Source organism: Nesterenkonia alkaliphila (assembly GCF_009758175.1).
Taxonomy (GTDB): domain Bacteria; phylum Actinomycetota; class Actinomycetes; order Actinomycetales; family Micrococcaceae; genus Nesterenkonia; species Nesterenkonia alkaliphila.
In genome coordinates, this window is the sequence record NZ_WRPM01000101.1 from 1 (window position 1) to 19,356 (window position 19,356).

A 19,356-nucleotide genomic window follows, 5' to 3' on the forward strand; every position below is an offset into this window, starting at 1 on the left:
TCGGCCGGCTGCAGCGGCGCCGGCCTTCACACCTAAAGACACTCGGGAACCGTATCCCGCTAGTCCCTGTGACCTAGTCCAGGTAGTCGCGCAGCACCTGAGAGCGGCTCGGGTGGCGCAGCTTGGACATGGTCTTGGACTCGATCTGTCTTATCCGCTCACGGGTCACCCCGTAGACCTTGCCGATCTCGTCAAGAGTCTTGGGCTGGCCATCGGTGAGACCGAAGCGCATCGCCACAACCCCGGCCTCCCGTTCAGCCAGGGTGTCCAGCACGGAGTGCAGCTGCTCCTGCAGCAGGGTGAAGCTCACTGCATCGGAGGGCACCACTGCCTCGGAGTCCTCGATCAGGTCACCGAACTCGGAGTCCCCGTCCTCGCCGAGCGGAGTGTGCAGGGAGATCGGCTCGCGGCCGTACTTCTGGACCTCGACCACCTTCTCGGGGGTCATATCCAGCTCTGCTGCCAGCTCCTCCGGGGTAGGTTCACGGCCCAGGTCCTGCAGCATCTGGCGCTGCACGCGGGCGAGCTTGTTGATGACCTCCACCATGTGCACCGGAATGCGGATAGTGCGGGCCTGGTCAGCCATCGCGCGCGTGATGGCCTGACGGATCCACCAGGTGGCATAGGTGGAGAACTTGAATCCCTTGGTGTAGTCAAACTTTTCCACAGCGCGGATCAGACCGAGGTTGCCCTCCTGGATCAGGTCCAGGAACAGCATGCCGCGGCCGGTGTAGCGTTTGGCCAGGGAGACCACCAGGCGGAGGTTGGCCTCCAGCAGGTGGTTCTTGGCCTTCTTGCCGTCAGCCACCACCAGTTCCAGGTCCCGGCGGGCCCGCTTGTCCTTGGGCGGGCTGTTCTTCAACTTATGCTCGGCATAGAGGCCAGCTTCGATCCGCAGGGCCAAGTCCACCTCCTGCTCAGCGTTGAGCAGGGCCACCTTACCGATCTGCTTCAGGTAATCCTTCACAGGATCGGCGGTGGCGCCGGCGGAGACCACCTGGACGGCGGGGGCGTCGTCGTCATCGGCGTTGGAGATGACAAACCCGCGGCCGGAGCTTGAGTCATCGTCCTCGTTGTCCCCGGACTTGGCCTCCATGAGCTCTTCAGCGTCCTCGCCGGTGCTCTCGGCCTTGGCCACGGCTGACTCTAGGGCCTCAGTGGGTGAGGCCTCCTCCTCGGCAAGGATCTCCTCGACTGGGTCGGCGGCTTTCTTCCGCCCTCCGGTCTTCTTGGCTGCCGGTTTCTTCGCAGCGGTGGACTTGACCGCAGAGCTTTTCTTGGCTGCTGTGGACTTCGACGCAGTAGTGGGCACGATGACCTTCCGTCTCGTTTACTTGAGGTGCAGACGCTCAACACGCCTATGACCCTGTCAAGTCCCGGTTCAGAACAGATTCCTCCCCGGGCTGCAGGGTCTTACGGTGTATGAACACGGCTGCTGCGCAGTCCATTCCCGGTTCGGCAGAGGAATTTATCGGCTGCTCTTCCACCAGGAGTAGCTGGTCCGTTTCACCCGTGCCCAGGGGCAGACTCCTACGGCACTCATCCAGCTCCGCACCAGGGCCGCCAGGGTGGGGTCCTGCTGATCAGCCCACCGTTCAGGGAAGCGTTGCTGCACTGCCGCGGCGAAGGCATCAGTGCTGGACCCGCAGCCGCGGATCCACTCAGTCCAGGCTTTGAGGCCCATCAGCTGCTCGAGCTGGCGGGGCTGGGCGTAGGGCACCAGCTGGTGCAGCAGCAGGTCCAGGGCCTCCACCCGTTGCCAGGGCGGGGGCTGGGGTGAGTCCCCCCAGGGATCCTCAGCGCCGGTGAGCCGCATGATCAGCCCGGCTGTGGTGAGGCTCTCCGCGGGTCGCAGCAGTGCGGGGATCCAGCCCTTTGTGGAGTGCAGCCAGTCTGCCCCGCCGCAGCGCTGGGTCCGGTCCAGAGCCGCTTCCCAAATGGTGCGCACTTTATCCTTTGAGACAGCCGGGGCCTCCTCCCGCGCCCATGCGGCGGCGATTGCACCGGCGGTGATCAGCGGATTTCCCGCAAGGAAGGCATCCACCTGCTCCTGGGGGCTGGGCGTCTTACTGGGGGCCAGTCCCGGAACCCGCTGCAGACTGCGGGCAAGAACCTCCGCCACATCCTCTCCGGGATAGGGGCAGCAGTCTGCGTCGGGGCAGTGATAGTCCCGAATTCGACCGGCGCCGGCATGCCAGACCTGGCTGGTGCGCACCCCTGCCAGCCGCTGCAGCTGCTCACTGAGCGCAGCGAGGAACAGATCATGCCGTCCCGGGGTGTCCGGGATCAGGGGCGCAGAGTCTAAGATCACCACCAGCACCGCCTCGGGGACCGGCTCCGCCTCGGGGCCGGCCAGCCACTCCGCGCAGCGCCAGCCCATCGGCACCGGGCTCTGAAGCGCTGGTTCTAGATCCACTCTGAGGTGCCCGCCGGTGGATCCCTGGAGCAGTCCGAGGATCACCACAGAGTCCTGGGGCAGATGGCCGAAGCTGTGCTGCACCAGCGCCAGTGCGTCACCGGGATCGGCCACGCTCAGCGGTGCGCTCTCTGAGTCAGCAGATGGGTTCCGGGGTGTGTGTGATGGGGTCATGTTCCCAGATTCCGGCGTCCGCGAACGCGCTGGGATGCTCGGCCGGGTCGTTGGGGAGTCCCCGGCGAGTCGCCCAGCCGATGCCGAGCCTGGGGAAAACTGCCCCGGGCGCTCAGCCGTTCTGGTTGCGCAGGAACTCTTCCACCGCTGCGCCCAGCTCCTCGGCGTCGGGAACGGTATCGCCCTCCTTGACCAGCAAGGAGCGCTGATTGGTGGTGGCGTACTGGTCAAAATTGGCCTCCAGCTGCCTGACCAGCTGTGCGATCTCCGGAGCCTGTTCCACCTGCCGGGTGATATCGGCCTCCACGGAGCGGGCAGCCTCCCGCAGCTCATCAGTGGGCAGCATCAGCTCCCCGGCGGCCCCTGCGTACTCCAGGGCGGCCACTGCCACCTGTGGGTATTTGCCCCCGGCCAGGTAGTGCGGCACATGGAGGGTGTAGCCGACGACGTCGCGCCCGGCCTCGTCTGCCCGCAGCTCGAGCATCTGGGAAAGCCCCCCTTCGATCTTGGCCTCTGGCGACCAGGTGGAGATGCCTTCGACCAGGTCCGTCCGGTTGCCGTGGGCAGTTACGCCCACCGGGCGGGTGTGCGGGGTGGGCAGGCCTAGGGCGTCCACAGTGACCACCAGACGCACATCGATCTGCTCGATGAGCTGCAGTAGAGTCTCGGTGACCGACTCCCACTGGAAGTCCGGCTCATCGCCGGTGAGCAGCAGGAAGGGGCGGCCTGAGGCATCGACCACCTCGAACAGCTCTAGCCGAGGGCCCTGAAACTCGGAGAACCTGTTACCGGTAAAGGTCAGCTGAGGGCGGCGGGAGCGGTAGTCGAAGAGATCATCAACTTCGAAGTGGGCCACGCTGCGGTGCTGCAGCCGGCCCAACAGGGTTTCGGCAAGCTGCTCGGAGAGCTGTCCGGCGTCGGTGTGCCCGGAGATGGACACCAGCAGCGGCATCCGGGGCCCGGCTGCTGCCTCACGGTGTACCAAGTCAGTGCTTGGCGAGGCTGCATCAGACTCCGTGCCCTGATCCTCATCGGCATGGATGTGCAGCAGATTGAACTCTTCGGCATTGGTCACCGGCTCCGGCTCCTCCCCTGCGGTGTGGTCTGTAGTGTTCTGTCAGGTAACAGCGGACCAGCTCAACACATTCCCGACAACGGTGACGGGCCAGGGTCGTTTGTGGATAGTATCGGAGTCGTGATTAGTGACTTCGCCCCCACCGTGACCACCGTTTCCTCCGCAGTAGAGAAAGTTGACGCCGATGCACTGGTGATCGGCGTGGCCAAGGGCCCGGACGGCCCGGTGCTGCTGCCGAACCCACTGGCTGAGAAGGCCGCTAAGGGGGTGTCAGACTCGCTCAAGGCCCTGGGTGCCTCCGGTGCAGCCGATCAGCTGCTGCGGCTGCCCGGTGTGGACGGCTTCAAGTCTGAGACCCTGGTGCTGATCGGCGTCGGACCAATGACCGGCGAGCCGGACGGCGGACTATCTACTGAGGCGCTGCGCCGGGCCGCCGGCTCAGCGGTGCGTCAGCTCTCCTCAGCCGGCTCCGTGGCCCTGGCTCTGCCGGCTGCCACGGTGGAGCAGGTGGCCGCAGTGGCCGAGGGTGCGGCCCTCGGCGCTTACAGCTTCCCTCACTTCAAGGGTTCTGAGAGCGCACGCTCCAAGACCCCGGTGGCTGAGATCGCTGTGCTCACCGAGCTAAAGGACAAGCACACCAAGCCGGCCGTAGCCCGGGCTTCTGTTGTGGCCGCCGCAGTGCGTGCTACCCGGGACCTGGTCAACACCCCGCCCAGCCACCTCTACCCGGAGTCCTTCGCCGAGGCCGTCAAGGGCCACGCCCAGGGCTCCAAGCTCAAGATCAAGGTATGGGACCACAAGGAGTTGGATAAGGGCGGGTTCGGCGGTCTGCTCGGAGTCGGCGGCGGCTCCTCCCGCAAGCCTCGTCTGGTGCGGGTGGAGCACTCCCCCGCAAAGCCCGTGGCCCATATCGCCCTGGTGGGCAAGGGCATCACCTTCGACTCCGGCGGGCTTTCCCTGAAGCCGGCCAATGCGATGACCACTATGAAGCTGGATATGGCTGGGGCCGCCACAGTGGCGGCCGTGGTCAAGGCAGCGGCAGATCTTGATCTGCCGGTGAGGGTCACCGGTTGGCTCTGCCTGGCGGAGAATATGCCCTCCTCCACCGCGCAGCGCCCGGAGGATGTCATCACCATCTACGGCGGCAAGACTGTGGAGGTACTCAACACTGACGCGGAGGGCCGCCTGGTGCTGGCCGACGGAATCGTGGCCGCCGGTGAGGAGAACCCGGATGCGATCATCGATATCGCCACACTCACCGGGGCCCAGATGATCGCCCTGGGCAACCGCACCGCCGGTGTGATGGGCAATGAGGACCTCCGCGAGGATCTGGTCGAGGCCTCCCAGGATGCCGGCGAATCTCACTGGGCGATGCCCATCCCGGAGGAGGCGATCAGCGGGTTCGAATCCGCTGTGGCCGATCTCACCAACACCGGGGCCCGGGAAGGCGGCATGCTCAATGCGGCGGCTTTCCTGCGAGAGTTCGTCCCAGAGAAGCCGGATGCTCCCAAGGATGCCCTGGATCCAGAGCAGAAGCGCATCCCCTGGGCACATATCGACATTGCCGGCCCCTCCTTCAACGAGAAGGGCCCCTACGGCTATATGCCTAAGGGCGGAACCGGGGTCAGTGTACGCACTCTGATCACCTATCTTGAGGGCCTGGCCCGCTGATAGTCTGATGCCCAAGTACATAACTCAAAACGTCTCACCCAAAGGAGCCTGAGAAGTGGCTGAAGAATTTGACGTCCTGGTGCTCGGCGGCGGCTCCGCCGGCTATGCGGCCGCTCTGCGCAGCGTCCAGCACGGTTTCTCGGTAGCGCTGGTGGAGAAGGCCAAGCTGGGCGGCACCTGCCTGCACACTGGCTGTATCCCCACCAAGGCCTACCTGCACGCCGCGGAGCTGGCCGATGAGGCCAAGGAGTCCGAGAAGTACGGAGTCAATGTCGAGTTCAAGGGCATCGACATGGCCAAGGTCAAGGAGTACAAGGACGGCATCGTCGCCGGTAAGTACAAGGGACTCTCCGGCCTGCTGAAGATGCGCAAGGTCCAGGTCATCGAGGGCGAGGGCAAGCTGGTTTCGCAGAACGAGGTCGAGGTGGCAGGCACCACCTACCGGGCCAAGAACATCGTGCTGGCCACCGGTTCCACCTCTAAGACCTTCGGCCTGCCGCTGAGCAAGCGGATCATCACCTCTACTGAGGCCCTGGAGCTGGACTACACCCCCAAGTCCGCCATTGTGCTGGGCGGCGGAGTGATCGGCTCCGAGTTCGCCTCCGCCTGGAACTCCTACGGGGTCGATGTGACCATCATCGAGGGCCTGCCCAACCTGGTGCCCAATGAGGATCCCAGCATCATCAAGCAGTTGGAGCGCTCTTTCAAGAAGCGCGGCATCAAGTCCAACCTCGGCACTTTCTTCAAGGATGTCGAGGAGACCTCAGATGGTGTCAAGGTCACTCTGGAAGACGGCAAGACCTTCGAGGCTGAGATCTGCCTGGTAGCAGTGGGCCGTGGCCCAGTGACTGAGGGCCTGGGCTTCGAGGAGCAGGGCATCACCCTGGACCGCGGGTTCGTCATCACCGATGAGCGCCTGCACACCGGCGTGGGGAACATCTACGCCGTCGGCGATATCGTCCCCGGTCTGCAGCTGGCCCACCGCGGCTACCAACAGGGCATCTTTGTAGCCGAGGAGATCGCCGGCAACAACCCGGTGATTGTCGAGGACATCAATATTCCCAAGGTCACCTTCACCGAACCGGAGATCATGTCGGTGGGCTACACCCAGCCCAAGGCGGAGGAGAAGTTCGGCAAGGACCAGATCGAGGTCACTGAGTACAACCTGGCCGGCAACGGCAAATCCTCCATCCTGGGCACCGGCGGCATCATCAAGCTGGTCGGTGTCAAGGGGGGCCCGATCGTGGGCGTTCACGGCATCGGCTCGCGGATCGGTGAGCAGATCGGTGAGGCCCAGCTGATCGTCAACTGGGAGGCATACCCGGAGGATGTCGCCACCCTCGTCCATGCGCACCCCACCCAGAACGAAGCACTCGGAGAAGCCGCCATGGCGCTCTTCGGCCACCCCCTCCACGGCTGAGCAGCCCATCCACGAATTGAATGAGTAGGAGCCGGACCAATGTCTGAGACTGTCAACCTTCCCGCACTCGGTGAGTCAGTCACCGAGGGCACTGTCACCCGCTGGCTCGTCGAGGTCGGAGAGGAGGTGGAGGTCGACCAGCCCATCGTGGAGGTCTCCACCGACAAGGTCGACACCGAGGTTCCCTCTCCGGTGGCTGGGACCGTGGAGGAGCTTCTGGTCTCTGAGGATGAGACCGTCGAAGTCGGCGCCCCCTTGATCACCATCGGCGACGGTTCCGGCTCCGGTGAGGATTCTGGGAACGACGACGCCTCAGCAGACAGTGCTGAGGAGCAGGAGGAGGCAGCCACTGAGGCTGAGCAGCCTGAGGAGACTCAGGAGGCCGCTGAGGAGGAGGCCCCCACGCCGGCCGCCGGGGAGTCCGGCGGCGGTGAGTCCACCCCCGAGGAGGACAGCCCAGCTCCGGAGACCGGAGGCGGCGAGGGTGAGGAGGTCACCCTCCCTGCCCTGGGCGAATCTGTCACCGAGGGCACCGTGACCCGCTGGCTGGTGGAGGTCGGCGATGAGGTGGAGGTCGATCAACCTCTGCTGGAGGTCTCCACCGATAAAGTCGACACCGAGGTCCCCTCCCCCGTAGCCGGCACCGTCCAGGAGCTGAAGGTCTCTGAGGACGAGACTGTGGAGGTCGGGGCAGTGCTGGCCCTGATCGGTTCCGGTGGAGCACCTGCGGCCAAGTCTGAGGAGCCCACTGAAGAGGCCGAAGAGGCCTCCGAGGAAGAGCCCGCGGAGCAGCCCAAGGATGCCTCGGCAGAGCAGGAGGCTCCTGAAGAGGAGCCGAAGCCCGAATCCAAGCCCGAACCCAAGGCTGAGCAGAAGAAGTCCGAGCCCGCCGAGGACACCTCGGCTGAAGGCTATGTCACCCCGCTGGTGCGCAAGCTCGCAAAGGACAAGGGTGTGGACCTCTCATCCCTCAAGGGCACCGGAGTGGGCGGCCGCATCCGCAAGCAGGACGTGCTCGACGCCGCCGAGGTGGACAAGCCGGCCCAGGAAGACTCCTCTGCCGCTGCCAAGCCAGCACCCGAGGTGAAGGTGGACACCACCAAGCGCGGCAGCACCGAGAAGGCCCCGAGGATCCGCCAGGTGATCGCCCAGCGGATGAACGAGTCCCTGGACATCTCAGCCCAGCTGACCCAGGTGCACGAGGTGGATATGACCCGCATCGTGAACCTGCGGGCCAGGGCCAAAGAGGCGTTCAAGGCGCAGAACGGCGCCAACCTCACCTACCTGGCGTTCATTGCTGCTGCTGTCACCGAGGCGTTGAAGCAGCACCCGGTGCTCAACGCCGAGTACAACCAGGAGTCCCAGGAGATCACCTATCACGACTCGGAGCACCTCAGCTTCGCCGTGGACACGGAGAAGGGCCTGATGGTTCCGGTGATCGCCGATGCCGGTGACCTCTCGCTGGCCGGTATGGCCAAGAAGATCGCTGATGTGGCCAAGCGGACCCGGGAGAACAAGATCGGCCCTGACGAGCTCTCCGGGGGAACTTTCACCATCACCAACCTGGGCAGCTTCGGGGCTCTGTTCGACACTCCGATCATCAACCAGCCGCAGGTGGCTATCCTGGGCCCCGGTGCCATCGTCAAGCGGCCTATGGTGGTCACCGATGCTGACGGCAATGAGTCCATCGGCATCCGGCACATGATGTACCTCTCGCTGACCTATGATCACCGGATCGTGGACGGCGCTGATGCTGGCCGTTTCCTGCAGACGCTCAAGGCGCGCCTGGAGGAGGGCAACTTCGAGGCCCAGCTGGGGCTGTAGCTCTCAGTTCACCACTGTGGGGGTCCGCTTCCGGGCGGGTCCCCACAGTCGTTTAACCGCATTTCTGAGCCCCCAGCCCCGCCGGCTGTGGCCCGCCTGGCTGATCGAGGCCATCCTGGTGGGAACCTCTGCCAGGGCGGCATCGTCAATCGCTGGGAGCAGGTCCAACGGTTCGGGAGCTGCGCAGGCGTAGAGCTCGACGGCGAACTCGCCGGCCAGTGGCCGGCAGCCGGACAGCGGGCTCAGTGCCTCCTCCAGCAACGCAGCAAGCGGCTCCGGTGCCCGAGGCAGCAAGCTCTGCAGCGGAGCACGCGCTGCGCTGGGACCAGGCTCATGCCCAGTCAGTGCCGCCCAGCCCACAGCTGCCAGGTCGGCGATATCCTGCTCCGGAGAACCCCACCGGTTCGGCATTCCCAGCACTGCGGCATCGCCGAGATCCCCCAGGGCAGGCCTGCCCTCAGGGCTGAGCAGGATATTGGCGCAGCTGAGATCGCCATGGGCCGCTCCTCTGCTGTGCAGGTGCTCCAGGGCCTGGGCCACCGGGGTCAGCGCAGTGACCGCCTGTCCCGGGCTCAGTCTGCCCACACTGCTCAGCAGCTGGGCCAGTGATCCTGCGGTATAGGGCTCCAGCAGCAGGCCGGTGCGGCCCTCCGCAGTGGCGAGTACCCCCCAGGGCCGCACCAGGTGAGGGTGGATCAGCGGGAGCATCGCCTCCAGTTCACCCTGGGCTGAACGCAGCGAAGCAGCTCCGCGGGGCGCCTGCAGAGGTATCTTGAGTGCCAGTCTGCGCGGGGCTCCGGCGCCCACCCAGGTGATGGTGCGCTCCGCTGCGGCGGTGCACTGCACCAGCCACACAGCACTGCGCCCGCCCACTCCGAGCAGCCGCAGCGTACTGAGTCCCGGTATCCGTGGTGGAGGAGGTGGGGCGGCGTCGTAGTGTTCCATACGACCAGCCTGCCCCGAATCCGAGAAACTCGCAGAAAGTTATCCACAACCAATTGAAGAGTAGGCTGGTGCCATGACCTCATTGCAGACTCGCTACCTCGGCTTCGATCCCGATCTGGTGGACTACCGTGAGGCCTGGCAGATGCAGCGTTCCCTACATGCTCAAATTCTCGACGGGCAGGCTGATTCCACCCTGTTGATGCTGGAGCATGCTGATGTCTACACCGCCGGTAAGCGCACCGAGCCGGAGGATCTTCCCCAGGACGGCACCCCGGTGGTGGATGTGGACCGGGGTGGCAAACTCACCTGGCATGGCCGCGGGCAGCTGGTGGCCTACCCCATCCTGCACCTGAGGGACCGCTCCCTGGTCAAGGACTACGTCTGCGCCCTGGAGAATGCGATCATCAGAGTCCTGGCCGAGGACTACGGGATCCGCGGCAGCCGGGTGGAGGGCCGTTCCGGAGTCTGGCTCACCGAAGGACCGGTGCACCAGAAGATCGCCGCGATCGGGATCCGTGTGCACCGCTCAGTGACCATGCACGGGCTGGCCCTGAACTGCTCCAATGAGCTCGCCCCGTTCAGCAAGATCATCCCCTGCGGGATCACCGACGCAGGCACCACCAGCATCTCCGAGCAGCTGGGCCGCACCGTCACGCCGGCTGATGCCGCACCTCGGATCGCGCAGGAATTGCAGGCAGTACTGCCGCGTTACCTCACATCAGGGGCAGCTGCCGCAGTTTCGGAGCCCTCCGAGCTGCTCACTGCCTGCACATTGTCAGCACCGAAGAAAGAGGTCACACGTTGAGCGGATGCGCTCCCGCCGCAGCAGGAACCGGCACCATTGCCCCCGAGGGCCGCAGGATGCTGCGCGTGGAGGCGAAGAACGCCGCCGTCCCCGTGGAGCGCAAACCCGAGTGGATGCGCACCAAGGTCAAAATGGGGCCGGAGTTCGCCGAGATGAAGAAGCGGGTCGGCGGCAAAGGGCTGCACACTGTCTGCGAGGAGGCCGGCTGCCCGAACATCTTCGAATGCTGGGAGGACCGTGAGGCTACCTTCCTGATCGGCGGCTCCGCCTGCACCCGGCGCTGTGACTTCTGTGAGATCGACACCGGCCGGCCGGCTGCTCTGGATGAGTCCGAGCCCCTGCAGGTGGCCGAATCTGTCCGCGAGATGGAGCTGCGCTACGCCACTGTCACCGGCGTGGCCCGCGACGATCTGCCCGATGAGGGTGTCTGGCTCTACGCGGAGACCATCCGTAAGATTCACGAGCTCAACCCCGGCACCGGAGTGGAGATCCTGATCCCGGACTTCTCCGGGCGCCCGGAGAACATCGCCGGGATCTGCGAGGCCAAACCCGAGGTGTTCGCACATAATGTGGAGACCGTGCCGCGCATCTTCCGCCGCATCCGCCCCGCCTTCCGCTACGAGCGCTCCCTGGACGTGCTCACCCAGGGACGCAGCCATGGCATGATCACCAAGTCAAACCTCATCCTGGGCATGGGCGAGACCCGCCAGGAGATCACCGAGGCGCTGCAGGACCTCCACGACGCCGGCTGCGATCTGATCACCATCACTCAGTATCTGCGCCCCACTCCCCGGCACCTGCCGGTGGACCGCTGGGTCAAGCCGCAGGAGTTCATGGAGATCTCCCAGGAGGCTGAGGAGATCGGATTCCTGGGCGTGATGTCCGGGCCGCTGGTCCGCTCCTCCTACCGGGCGGGCTCACTCTGGGCCAAGGCTATGCAGCAGAAGGGCTGGGAGATCCCTGCGGAGCTCTCTCATATCCAGCCTTCCGGCCAGACCAAGCAGGAGGCCGCGACTCTCGTTGCTGCCGGATTCTGAGCTAGACTGAGCGGCATCATGGCAGATTCCCAGATCACTAAGCAGCAGGCCAAGGCTGAGCTGAAGAAGCTCCGCCAGCAGCAGAAACTTCAGGCGCAGGAGCGCAAGGCCAATAAGAAGGCCAAGAAGGCCTCGGGCGAAGGGTTCTTCTCCCGCATCAAGCAGGTCTTCAACATGACCCGCTCCTACGATAAGAACATTCTGTGGTGGATGCTGCTGGCCGGCATCGTCACCTTTGCGGCGACCTTCATCCTGATCTCGCTGATCCTGCACTGGATCTTCGCCCTGGTGATGGCCCTGCCCTTCGGCCTGCTGGCGGCCATGATTGTGATGAACCGCCGTGCCGAGAAAGCCGCTTTCGCCCGCATCGAGGGCCGTCCGGGCGCTGCCGCCGCAGCCCTGAACACTCTGCGCCGCGGCTGGGTGGTCTCCGAGGAGCCCATCCAGATCGACGCCAAGACCCAGGACGCGGTCTTCCGCGCCATCGGCAAACCCGGCGTAGTGCTGGTCACCGAGGGCCCCTCAGGACGGGCCAATAAGCTCGCCGCCAAAGCGCAGAAGCGGCTGCGCCCGATCCTACGCAATGAGGTGCCCATCCACGTGGTGCAGTCCGGACGCGGCAAGGACCAGGTGCCGCTGCCCAAACTCACCAAGCACATCAAGAAGCTCGACAAATCGCTGAACAAGCACGAGGTGCACGAGGTGGAGCGCCGCCTCTCTACCCTGCCGATCAGCAAGCCGCCGGTGCCCAAAGGCGTGGACCCCTGGCGCGCACGCCCGGACAGGAAGGCCCTGCGCGGCTGATCTGGTAGACTGTCTCTTCGTCTGGCAGGCAGAAGTGCGCCTTCTGCCGCAGTTCACGAGCAATCGGCAGCTCGGACTCTCCATGGGAACATCTTTCGGAGGCCAGGTCGTGTCATGTCACCTGCCATGGCGCATGAATAAAGAAATGCCGCTAGCAGAAAGAAGCATCATCTATGCCTAAGACTCCTTTGCGCGCACGCCGCACTGTGAAGGCCTCCCGGGCCCTCGGCGTCGCCCTTACCCCCAAGGCCCAGAAGTACCTGGACCGCCGCCCCTACGGTCCCGGTCAGCACGGCCGCACCCGCCGCCGCACCGACTCCGACTACGCCGTCCGGCTGCGCGAGAAGCAGAAGCTGCGCGCCCAGTACGGCATCCGCGAGGCTCAGCTGACTCGGTACTACGAGGAGGCAAAGCGGATGGGCACCGGTCTGACCGGTGAGAACCTCATCGAGCTGCTGGAGTCCCGCCTCGACGCCCTGGTGCTGCGCTCCGGCTTCGCCCGCACCATCGCCCAGGCCCGCCAGTTCGTGGTGCACCGCCACATCACCGTCAACGGCAAGCGTGTGGACCGCCCCTCCTTCCGGGTCAAGCCCGGCCAGGTCATCCAGGTGCACGAGCGCAGCGAGAAGTTCGAGCCCTTCCAGATCGCCGCTTCAGGTGCCCACCAGGAGGTCCTGCCGGACGTTCCCGGCTACCTCAGCGTGGAGATCGATAAGCTGCAGGCCACCCTGGTCCGCAAGCCCGAGCGCGCCGAAGTTCCGATCACCTGCGAGGAGCAGCTGGTGGTCGAGTACTACGCCCGCTGATCCCACAGCCTCACCTCAGATGCCCGTCGTATCCCGTTTGGGGTGCGGCGGGCTCTGTGTTTTCGCATAAGCTTGACCAGTCACTGACCCGTCATCGAAGGACAGAACTCACACCATGAAGTCGCAGGAGATCACCCGCACCTGGTATGACTACTTCACGGCCAAGGGCCACACCAAGGTGCCCTCAGCCTCCCTGGTCTCCCCGGATCCCTCGCTGCTGTTCACCGTGGCCGGAATGGTGCCGTTCATCCCCTACTTCACCGGTGTGGAGACCCCGCCCTATCCGCGGGCCGTCTCTGTACAGAAGTGCATCCGCACCGAGGACATCGAGGAGGTCGGCAAGACCGCCCGGCACGGCACCTTCTTCCAGATGTGCGGAAACTTCAGCTTTGGCGACTACTTCAAAGAGAAGGCCATCCCAATGGCCTGGGAGCTGCTCACCACCCCGGTGGAGGGCGATCCGCAGACGGGCCTGCGCGGCTTCGGATTAGACCCGGACCGGCTGTGGATCACTGTCTATGAGGACGGTGAGGAGCGCGACGATGAGGCACGGCGGATTTGGGAGGACGTGGTCGGCGTCCCCGCCGAACGTGTGATCGGCACCGGTAAGGCAGACAACTACTGGTCCACCGGCCAGCCCGGACCCGGCGGCCCCTGCTCAGAGATCTACTACGACCGGGGCCCCGCCTACGGCGCAGAGGGCGGCCCTGCGGTGGATGAGAACCGGTACGTGGAGATCTGGAACCTGGTGTTCATGCAGGACCGCCTCTCAGCGGTGCACTCCAAGACCGAGTTCGAGATCGCCGGTGCGCTGCAGAACAAGAACATCGACACCGGGCTCGGCCTGGAGCGGCTGGCGATGATCCTGCAGGGCGTGGAGAACATGTACGAGACCGACCAGGTCCGCCCCGTGCTGGACCGGGCCGCCCAGCTGGCCGGGGTCACCTACACCTCCACTGAGGACCCTGACGACCCGCACCACACCACCGATGTGCGGCTGCGGATGATCGCCGATCACACCCGCTCGGCCCTGATGCTCATCACCGATGGGGTGCGCCCGGCCAATGAGGGCGGCGGCTACATCCTGCGCCGGCTGATCCGCCGGGTGATCCTCGGCATGCGCCTGCTGGGCGTGGAGAAGCCGGTCTTCGAGGAGCTGATCACAGTCTCCAAAGACGCCATGAAAGGGGTCTATCCGGAGGTAGAGGAGCGCTTCGAGACGATCCGCGCCGCAGCGGTCAAGGAGGAGCAGGCTTTCCTGCGTACCATCACCGCCGGCACCGCAAGGCTGGAGTCGGCAGTCAGCTCAGCCAAGACCTCCGGTGCCCCGCTTGCTGGAGAGGACGCCTTCGCCCTGCATGACACCTACGGATTCCCCATCGATCTGACCCTGGAGATGGCCGAGGAGGCAGGGGTCAGCGTTGACCAGGAGACCTTCCGCTCACTGATGGCGCAGCAGCGCCAGCGCGCCCAGGCCGATGCCCGGGCCAAGAAGTCCGGTCACGCCGATACCGAGATCTATCGGCAGCTGCTGGCAGACTCCCCCACGCACTTCACCGGCTACACCGAGCACAGTACTGAGTCCCGCATCCGCGGCATCCTGGCCGGCGGGGAGTCCCGCAGCAGCGCCTCAGCCGGGCAGGAGATCGAGATCATCCTAGACGCCACTCCCTTCTATGCTGAGGCCGGGGGCCAGGCTGCCGACACCGGTCGGATCACCGGCGACGGATTCGTACTGGAAGTCGCCGATGTGCAGTCCCCGGTCAGGGGACTCTCTGTGCACCGGGCCAAGGTTCTGCAGGGTGAGGTCTCGGTAGGTGCCCAGGCCCTGGGCGCCATCGATGTGCGCCGCCGCCTGGACGCCCAGAAGGCCCATACCGCCACCCATATCATTCATGCTGCCCTGCACGATGTGCTGGGCCCCGAGGCGGTGCAGGCCGGCTCCTTCAACAAGGAGGGCTATCTGCGCTTCGACTTCACCCACGACGACGCCCTCTCCCCGGCTGCCCGGCAGGAGCTGGAGGAGGTCTCCAATCTGGCCATCCGTGACAACCATGCCGTGCAGACCAAGACCATGAGCCTGGAGGAGGCCAAGGCGATGGGAGCGATGATGCTCTTTGGCGAGAAGTACGGCGACAGCGTACGCGTGGTGGAGCTCAACGGCCCCTGGTCACGCGAGCTCTGCGGCGGCACCCATGTGGCCTCCACTGCCGAGATCGGCACCCTGGCGCTGATGTCTGAGGCCTCGGTGGGCTCGGGGAACCGCCGGGTAGAGGCCCTGGTGGGCCTGGATGCCTTCAAGCATTTCGCCGCTGAGCGGACCCTGGTCAACCAGCTCACCGAGATGCTCAAAGTCCCCGCTGACCAGGTGCCCGACCGGATCAGCGCCACTTTGACCAAGCTGAAGGAAACCGAGAAGGAGCTGGAGCGGCTCAAAGCTGAGCAGCTGCGCGCCCAGGCCGGACAGCTGCTGGAGTCCGCTGTGGACGCCGGCGGGGTCTCCGTGCTGACCCATCATGCCGGAGAAGCCGCAGGAGATGATCTGCGCCAGCTGGTGATGGACCTGCGCGGCCGCTTCGGCGAGCGGGCGGCTGTGGTGGCTGTTGCCGGCGAGTCCAAGGGCCGGCCAGTGGTGGTTATCGGCACCACGGAGGCCGCCCGAACCGAGGGGCTGCGCGCCGGGGATCTGGTCAAGACCGCCACCGGTGTGCTCGGCGGGGGCGGCGGCGGCAAGCCCGACCTCGCCCAGGGCGGCGGCCAGGACGCCGGCAGGATCGATGAGGCACTGGCGGCCGTCACCGCCGCGGTGCAGAACCGCTGAGCATGCGTGCAGGCGTCCGGCTGGCGGTAGACGTCGGAGAAGCCAGAGTGGGTCTGGCCGCCACCGATCCGGATGCCCTGGTCGCCACACCGGTGATGACCCTACGCCGGGACAAGAACCGGAACGGGGATATCCGGATGATCGTGAAGATCGCCCGCGACCGCGGTGCCAGGCTCATCTATGTGGGGCTGCCGCTCTCGCTCTCCGGGGAGGACACACCCTCCACCCAGAAGGCCCGTGACTATGCTGCGGAGCTGAAGCGCCAACTGACCGAGGCGCAGCTGAACACGGGCGTGCAGCTGATCGATGAGCGCCTGACCACCGTCTCCGCCGCCGAGAAGATGCGCGCCTCAGGGCGCTCTGCCCGGGAGCAAAAGGAGGCCATCGACCAGGCCGCTGCAGTGGAGATCCTCAACCACGCCCTGCAGATGCGCACCGCCGGCGGAGCTGAGCCCGGCCAGGACGTTATCCACAGCTCTGACTGAGACTGTTTGCCACCGACTCTTCAGCGGTACACCATGGTCACATGGGAGCGTCAAACAGCACCAAACGATATGAACATCTGCAGCAGCGGATATATCGGGCCGGCTACCCGTTCACCGCAGGCGAGCTGGTGGCTATGCAGGCGGAGGGGCTGCTGCGGCATGTCGCTCAGGACGTCTATGCCGAGGCCGGACTTCCGGAGGGACCAGCGCTGCGGGCCGCCGCGGCCTATGCGCTGCTGAACCGGAGGCTGCGCGAATCAGGCACGCTCTGCGGGGAGACGGCCGCCTGGGTGCATCTGGGCGGTCAAGCCCCGCAGCGAGTCCAGGTGATGGTCAGCGGCACCTCAGCGGCGCAGCGGGCGGTGCTCACCGGGCGCTGGCGGCTGCACTATCTGCCGCTGCAGGCCGCGGATGCCGAGCCGATGGGCGCAGCAGCGGTGACCACAGCGCTGCGCACTGCCGCGGATCTGTTCTGCGGGATCGGGGTCACTCACTTCCCCCGGGCGCTGGACCGGGCTCCGGCGTGGCAGCGCACGGAAAAACTGCTGCTGCACTGGCCGGCGGCCCGGGATCCTCTGCAGGGGCGCGATGAGGACCTCTGCGCCCCGGGTCCACAGGAGACTCAGGCGGTCCAGCAGCGCTGGCAGAGCATCGCCGCTCTGATGGACTGCTCCGGGGCAGACCCGGATGAGACCGCCGATGCGGTGTTGAGCATCCTCTCGCGAACCCGTTGGGACTCCGCGCGACGGCAGCGGATTCTTGAGCTGCTGACTCAGTGCGTCTCGCGCCGTTTGCCCACAGTGCGGTAGACATCGTACACCCCGTCGATGCGCCTGACCGTGTTCAGCACATGGTTGAGGTATCGGGGATCGCCCATCTCAAAGCTGAACCGGGAGATCGCCACCCGGTCACGGGAGGTCTGCACCGTGGCGGAGAGAATATTGACCTGGGACTCTGCCAGAGTACGTGTGACATCAGAGAGCAGGGACTTCCGGTCCAGGGCTTCGACCTGAATCTCCACCAGGAACACTGAAGACTTAGTGGGTGCCCATTCCACCTCCACCAGGCGGCCAGGCTGCTCGCGCAGCTGCTGCACGTTCCGGCAGTCCGCCCGGTGCACGCTGACCCCCTGGCCCCGGGTCACGAAGCCCTCGATCTCATCGGGAGGCACCGGGGTGCAGCAGCGGGCCAGTTTGGCCAGCACATTGCCCGCACCTTTGATCACCACCCCGGCATCGGAGTACTCCGAGGGCTTCGTGGCCGGAGAGGTGATCGGAGTGGTGTCCAGCTCCTCGGAGTCCGCCTCCTCGGTGTCGAAGAGGGCGTTGAGATGCTCCAGCACGTTCTGGGTGGAGACATGCTCCTCCCCCACCCCGGCGTAGAGCCCGGAGATATCCGTATAGTGCAGCTGCTCGGCCACCGTGAGCAGCACATCCGGGTTCATCACCTTCTGCAGCGGAAGGTTGGACTTCCGGATCACCTTGGTCAGCATGTCCTTGCCGCGCTCGATGGACTCCTCGCGGCGCTCCTTGGAGAACCAGTGCCGGATCTTGTTCCGCGCCCGGGCCGACTTGACGAACATCAGCCAATCATTGGACGGGCCGGCACCCTCCGCCTTGGAGGTGAAGATCTCCACCCAGTCCCCGTGGTTGAGCTCCGAGCTCAACGGAACCAGCTTTCCGTTGACCCGGGCGCCGATGGTCTTATGCCCCACATCAGTGTGGATGGCATAGGCAAAGTCCACCGGGGTGGCTCCGGCCGGCAGCGCGATCACCTCTCCCTTGGGGGTGTAGACGAACACCTCCCGGGTGTTGATCTCATTGCGCAGCGATTCCAGGAACTCATCAGGGTCCTTGGTCTCGGACTGCCAGTCCACCAGGGAGCGCAGCCAGCCGATGTCCTCAGTGGCCTGGGACTGCTGGGTGGCACCCCGGGTGACGGGGGCGGCGTCGTTGTTCTGGGCATTTCCGGGGGCCCGCTGACTCTGCTTGTACTTCCAGTGCGCCGCCACCCCGTACTCCGCCCGGCGGTGCATCTCGTGTGTGCGGATCTGAACCTCCACCGGCTTGCCCGCGGGCCCCAGGACAGTGGTGTGCAGCGACTGGTACATATTGAACTTAGGCATCGCGATATAGTCCTTGAACCGCCCGGGCAGCGGGTTCCAGCGTGCGTGCAGAGCACCGAGTGCGGCATAGCAGTCACGGACCGAGTCCACCAGCACCCGGATGCCCATCAGATCGTGGATATCGTCGAACTCTTTGCCGCGCACGATCATCTTCTGATAGATCGAGTAATAGTGCTTGGGCCGGCCAGTGATAGTTGCCCCGATGCTGGACTTGTTGAGGTCATCGGCGATCGTCTCGCGGACCTCAGCTAAGAACTTCTCCCGCTGCGGGGTGCGCTCCCCCACCAGACGCACGATCTCTTCATATACCTTGGGGTACAGCGCAGCGAAGGACAGGTCCTCCAGTTCCCATTTGATGGTGTTCATGCCCAGCCGGTGCGCCAGCGGCGAGAAGATCTCCAGGGTCTCCTTGGCCTTCTTAGCGCTCTTCTCCGCGGGCACATAGCGCCAGGTGCGAGCATTGTGCAGCCGGTCGGCCAGCTTGATCATCAGCACCCGGATGTCCTTGGCCATGGCCAGCACCATTTTGCGCACTGTCTCGGCCTGGGCGGCGTCGCCGAACTTCAGCTTGTCCAGCTTGGTGACCCCATCGACCAGCAGGGCGATCTCCGCGCCGAAGTCCGCGGTGAGATCCTCCAGACTGTAATCGGTGTCCTCCACCGTATCGTGCAGCAGGGCGGCAGCCAGGGTGGAGCCGTTGAGCCCCAGCTCAGCCAGGATGGTGGCCACCGCCACCGGGTGCGTGATGTAGGGCTCCCCCGATTTGCGCTTCTGGTGCCGGTGGTGGTGCTCGGCGGCTTCGAAGGAGCGGCAGATCAGCGGCAGGTCCTCATCAGCCCCATTGGCGCGGATGGCCCTCAGCAGTGGTTCGAGCAGGGGGGAATCGGCCGTTTGGGCCAGCGTGCCCACAGCTCGCGAGCGGCGCGGCTGCGCCACGGCCTGCCCCGC

The 19,356-nt window shown here is 65.4% G+C and carries 15 protein-coding genes; 10 read left to right on the plus strand and 5 right to left on the minus strand.

Annotated elements, in window-relative coordinates:
• Positions 1 to 73: 73 nt before the first annotated feature.
• The 3 genes from GNZ21_RS14340 to GNZ21_RS14350 all read right to left on the minus strand — a co-directional run bounded on the left by GNZ21_RS14340 (position 74) and on the right by GNZ21_RS14350 (position 3,665).
• Positions 74 to 1,312 carry an RNA polymerase sigma factor gene (locus tag GNZ21_RS14340; RefSeq protein WP_188503447.1) on the minus strand — a complete coding sequence of 413 codons (1,239 nt, stop codon included), beginning with the start codon at positions 1,310 to 1,312 and terminating at the stop codon, positions 74 to 76.
• 156 nt (positions 1,313 to 1,468) lie between these two features.
• The gene (locus tag GNZ21_RS14345; RefSeq protein WP_157325526.1) at positions 1,469 to 2,590 is read right to left on the minus strand and encodes a DUF4192 family protein; all 1,122 of its coding nucleotides are present in this window, start codon (positions 2,588 to 2,590) and stop codon (positions 1,469 to 1,471) included.
• Between the two features lie 112 nt (positions 2,591 to 2,702).
• A complete protein-coding gene (locus tag GNZ21_RS14350) occupies positions 2,703 to 3,665 on the minus strand; it encodes a PAC2 family protein (protein WP_157325527.1) in 963 nt (320 codons plus the stop codon).
• 120 nt (positions 3,666 to 3,785) lie between these two features.
• Here GNZ21_RS14350 and GNZ21_RS14355 point away from each other — a divergent pair, with 120 nt between their 5' ends.
• The 3 genes from GNZ21_RS14355 to sucB are packed head-to-tail and all read left to right on the plus strand — an operon-like array spanning position 3,786 to position 8,580.
• The gene (locus tag GNZ21_RS14355; RefSeq protein ID WP_229659367.1) at positions 3,786 to 5,336 is read left to right on the plus strand and encodes a leucyl aminopeptidase; all 1,551 of its coding nucleotides are present in this window, start codon (positions 3,786 to 3,788) and stop codon (positions 5,334 to 5,336) included.
• Between the two features lie 55 nt (positions 5,337 to 5,391).
• Positions 5,392 to 6,756 (plus strand): dihydrolipoyl dehydrogenase, encoded by a 1,365-nt coding sequence (gene lpdA / locus GNZ21_RS14360; RefSeq protein ID WP_188503446.1) that lies wholly within the window; start codon positions 5,392 to 5,394, stop codon positions 6,754 to 6,756.
• Positions 6,757 to 6,795: 39 nt separating this feature from the next.
• Complete coding sequence (gene sucB, locus GNZ21_RS14365; protein ID WP_157325529.1) at positions 6,796 to 8,580, plus strand: 2-oxoglutarate dehydrogenase, E2 component, dihydrolipoamide succinyltransferase; 1,785 nt, start codon at positions 6,796 to 6,798, stop codon at positions 8,578 to 8,580.
• A gap of 3 nt (positions 8,581 to 8,583) precedes the next feature.
• Here sucB and GNZ21_RS14370 read toward each other — a convergent pair whose 3' ends face one another.
• Positions 8,584 to 9,525, minus strand: coding sequence for a protein kinase domain-containing protein (locus GNZ21_RS14370; RefSeq protein WP_157325530.1), 942 nt, complete (start codon positions 9,523 to 9,525; stop codon positions 8,584 to 8,586).
• Between the two features lie 73 nt (positions 9,526 to 9,598).
• Between GNZ21_RS14370 and lipB the strand changes: the two genes are divergently transcribed.
• From lipB to GNZ21_RS14405, 7 genes are all read left to right on the plus strand, one after another.
• On the plus strand, positions 9,599 to 10,330 hold the full coding sequence (lipB, locus tag GNZ21_RS14375) for a lipoyl(octanoyl) transferase LipB (RefSeq protein WP_157325531.1): 732 nt from the start codon (positions 9,599 to 9,601) through the stop codon (positions 10,328 to 10,330).
• Between the two features lie 56 nt (positions 10,331 to 10,386).
• Entirely contained in the window at positions 10,387 to 11,367 is a 981-nt protein-coding gene (gene lipA / locus GNZ21_RS14380) for a lipoyl synthase (RefSeq protein ID WP_157325701.1), read from the plus strand.
• Positions 11,368 to 11,385: 18 nt separating this feature from the next.
• Complete coding sequence (locus GNZ21_RS14385; RefSeq protein WP_157325532.1) at positions 11,386 to 12,171, plus strand: DUF4191 domain-containing protein; 786 nt, start codon at positions 11,386 to 11,388, stop codon at positions 12,169 to 12,171.
• A gap of 173 nt (positions 12,172 to 12,344) precedes the next feature.
• Complete coding sequence (rpsD, locus tag GNZ21_RS14390; RefSeq protein WP_157325534.1) at positions 12,345 to 12,977, plus strand: 30S ribosomal protein S4; 633 nt, start codon at positions 12,345 to 12,347, stop codon at positions 12,975 to 12,977.
• A gap of 115 nt (positions 12,978 to 13,092) precedes the next feature.
• On the plus strand, positions 13,093 to 15,798 hold the full coding sequence (alaS, locus tag GNZ21_RS14395) for an alanine--tRNA ligase (RefSeq protein ID WP_157325536.1): 2,706 nt from the start codon (positions 13,093 to 13,095) through the stop codon (positions 15,796 to 15,798).
• A gap of 2 nt (positions 15,799 to 15,800) precedes the next feature.
• Positions 15,801 to 16,283, plus strand: a complete 483-nt coding sequence (gene ruvX, locus GNZ21_RS14400) for a Holliday junction resolvase RuvX (RefSeq protein WP_157325538.1) — start codon at positions 15,801 to 15,803, stop codon at positions 16,281 to 16,283.
• Positions 16,284 to 16,324: 41 nt separating this feature from the next.
• On the plus strand, positions 16,325 to 17,092 hold the full coding sequence (locus GNZ21_RS14405; protein WP_157325540.1) for a hypothetical protein: 768 nt from the start codon (positions 16,325 to 16,327) through the stop codon (positions 17,090 to 17,092).
• Here the strand turns inward: GNZ21_RS14405 and GNZ21_RS14410 are convergent.
• The gene (locus GNZ21_RS14410; protein ID WP_229659382.1) at positions 17,056 to 19,344 is read right to left on the minus strand and encodes a RelA/SpoT family protein; all 2,289 of its coding nucleotides are present in this window, start codon (positions 19,342 to 19,344) and stop codon (positions 17,056 to 17,058) included. The two genes, GNZ21_RS14405 and GNZ21_RS14410, sit on opposite strands and share 37 nt — an antisense overlap.
• Between the last annotated feature and the right edge of the window lie 12 nt (positions 19,345 to 19,356).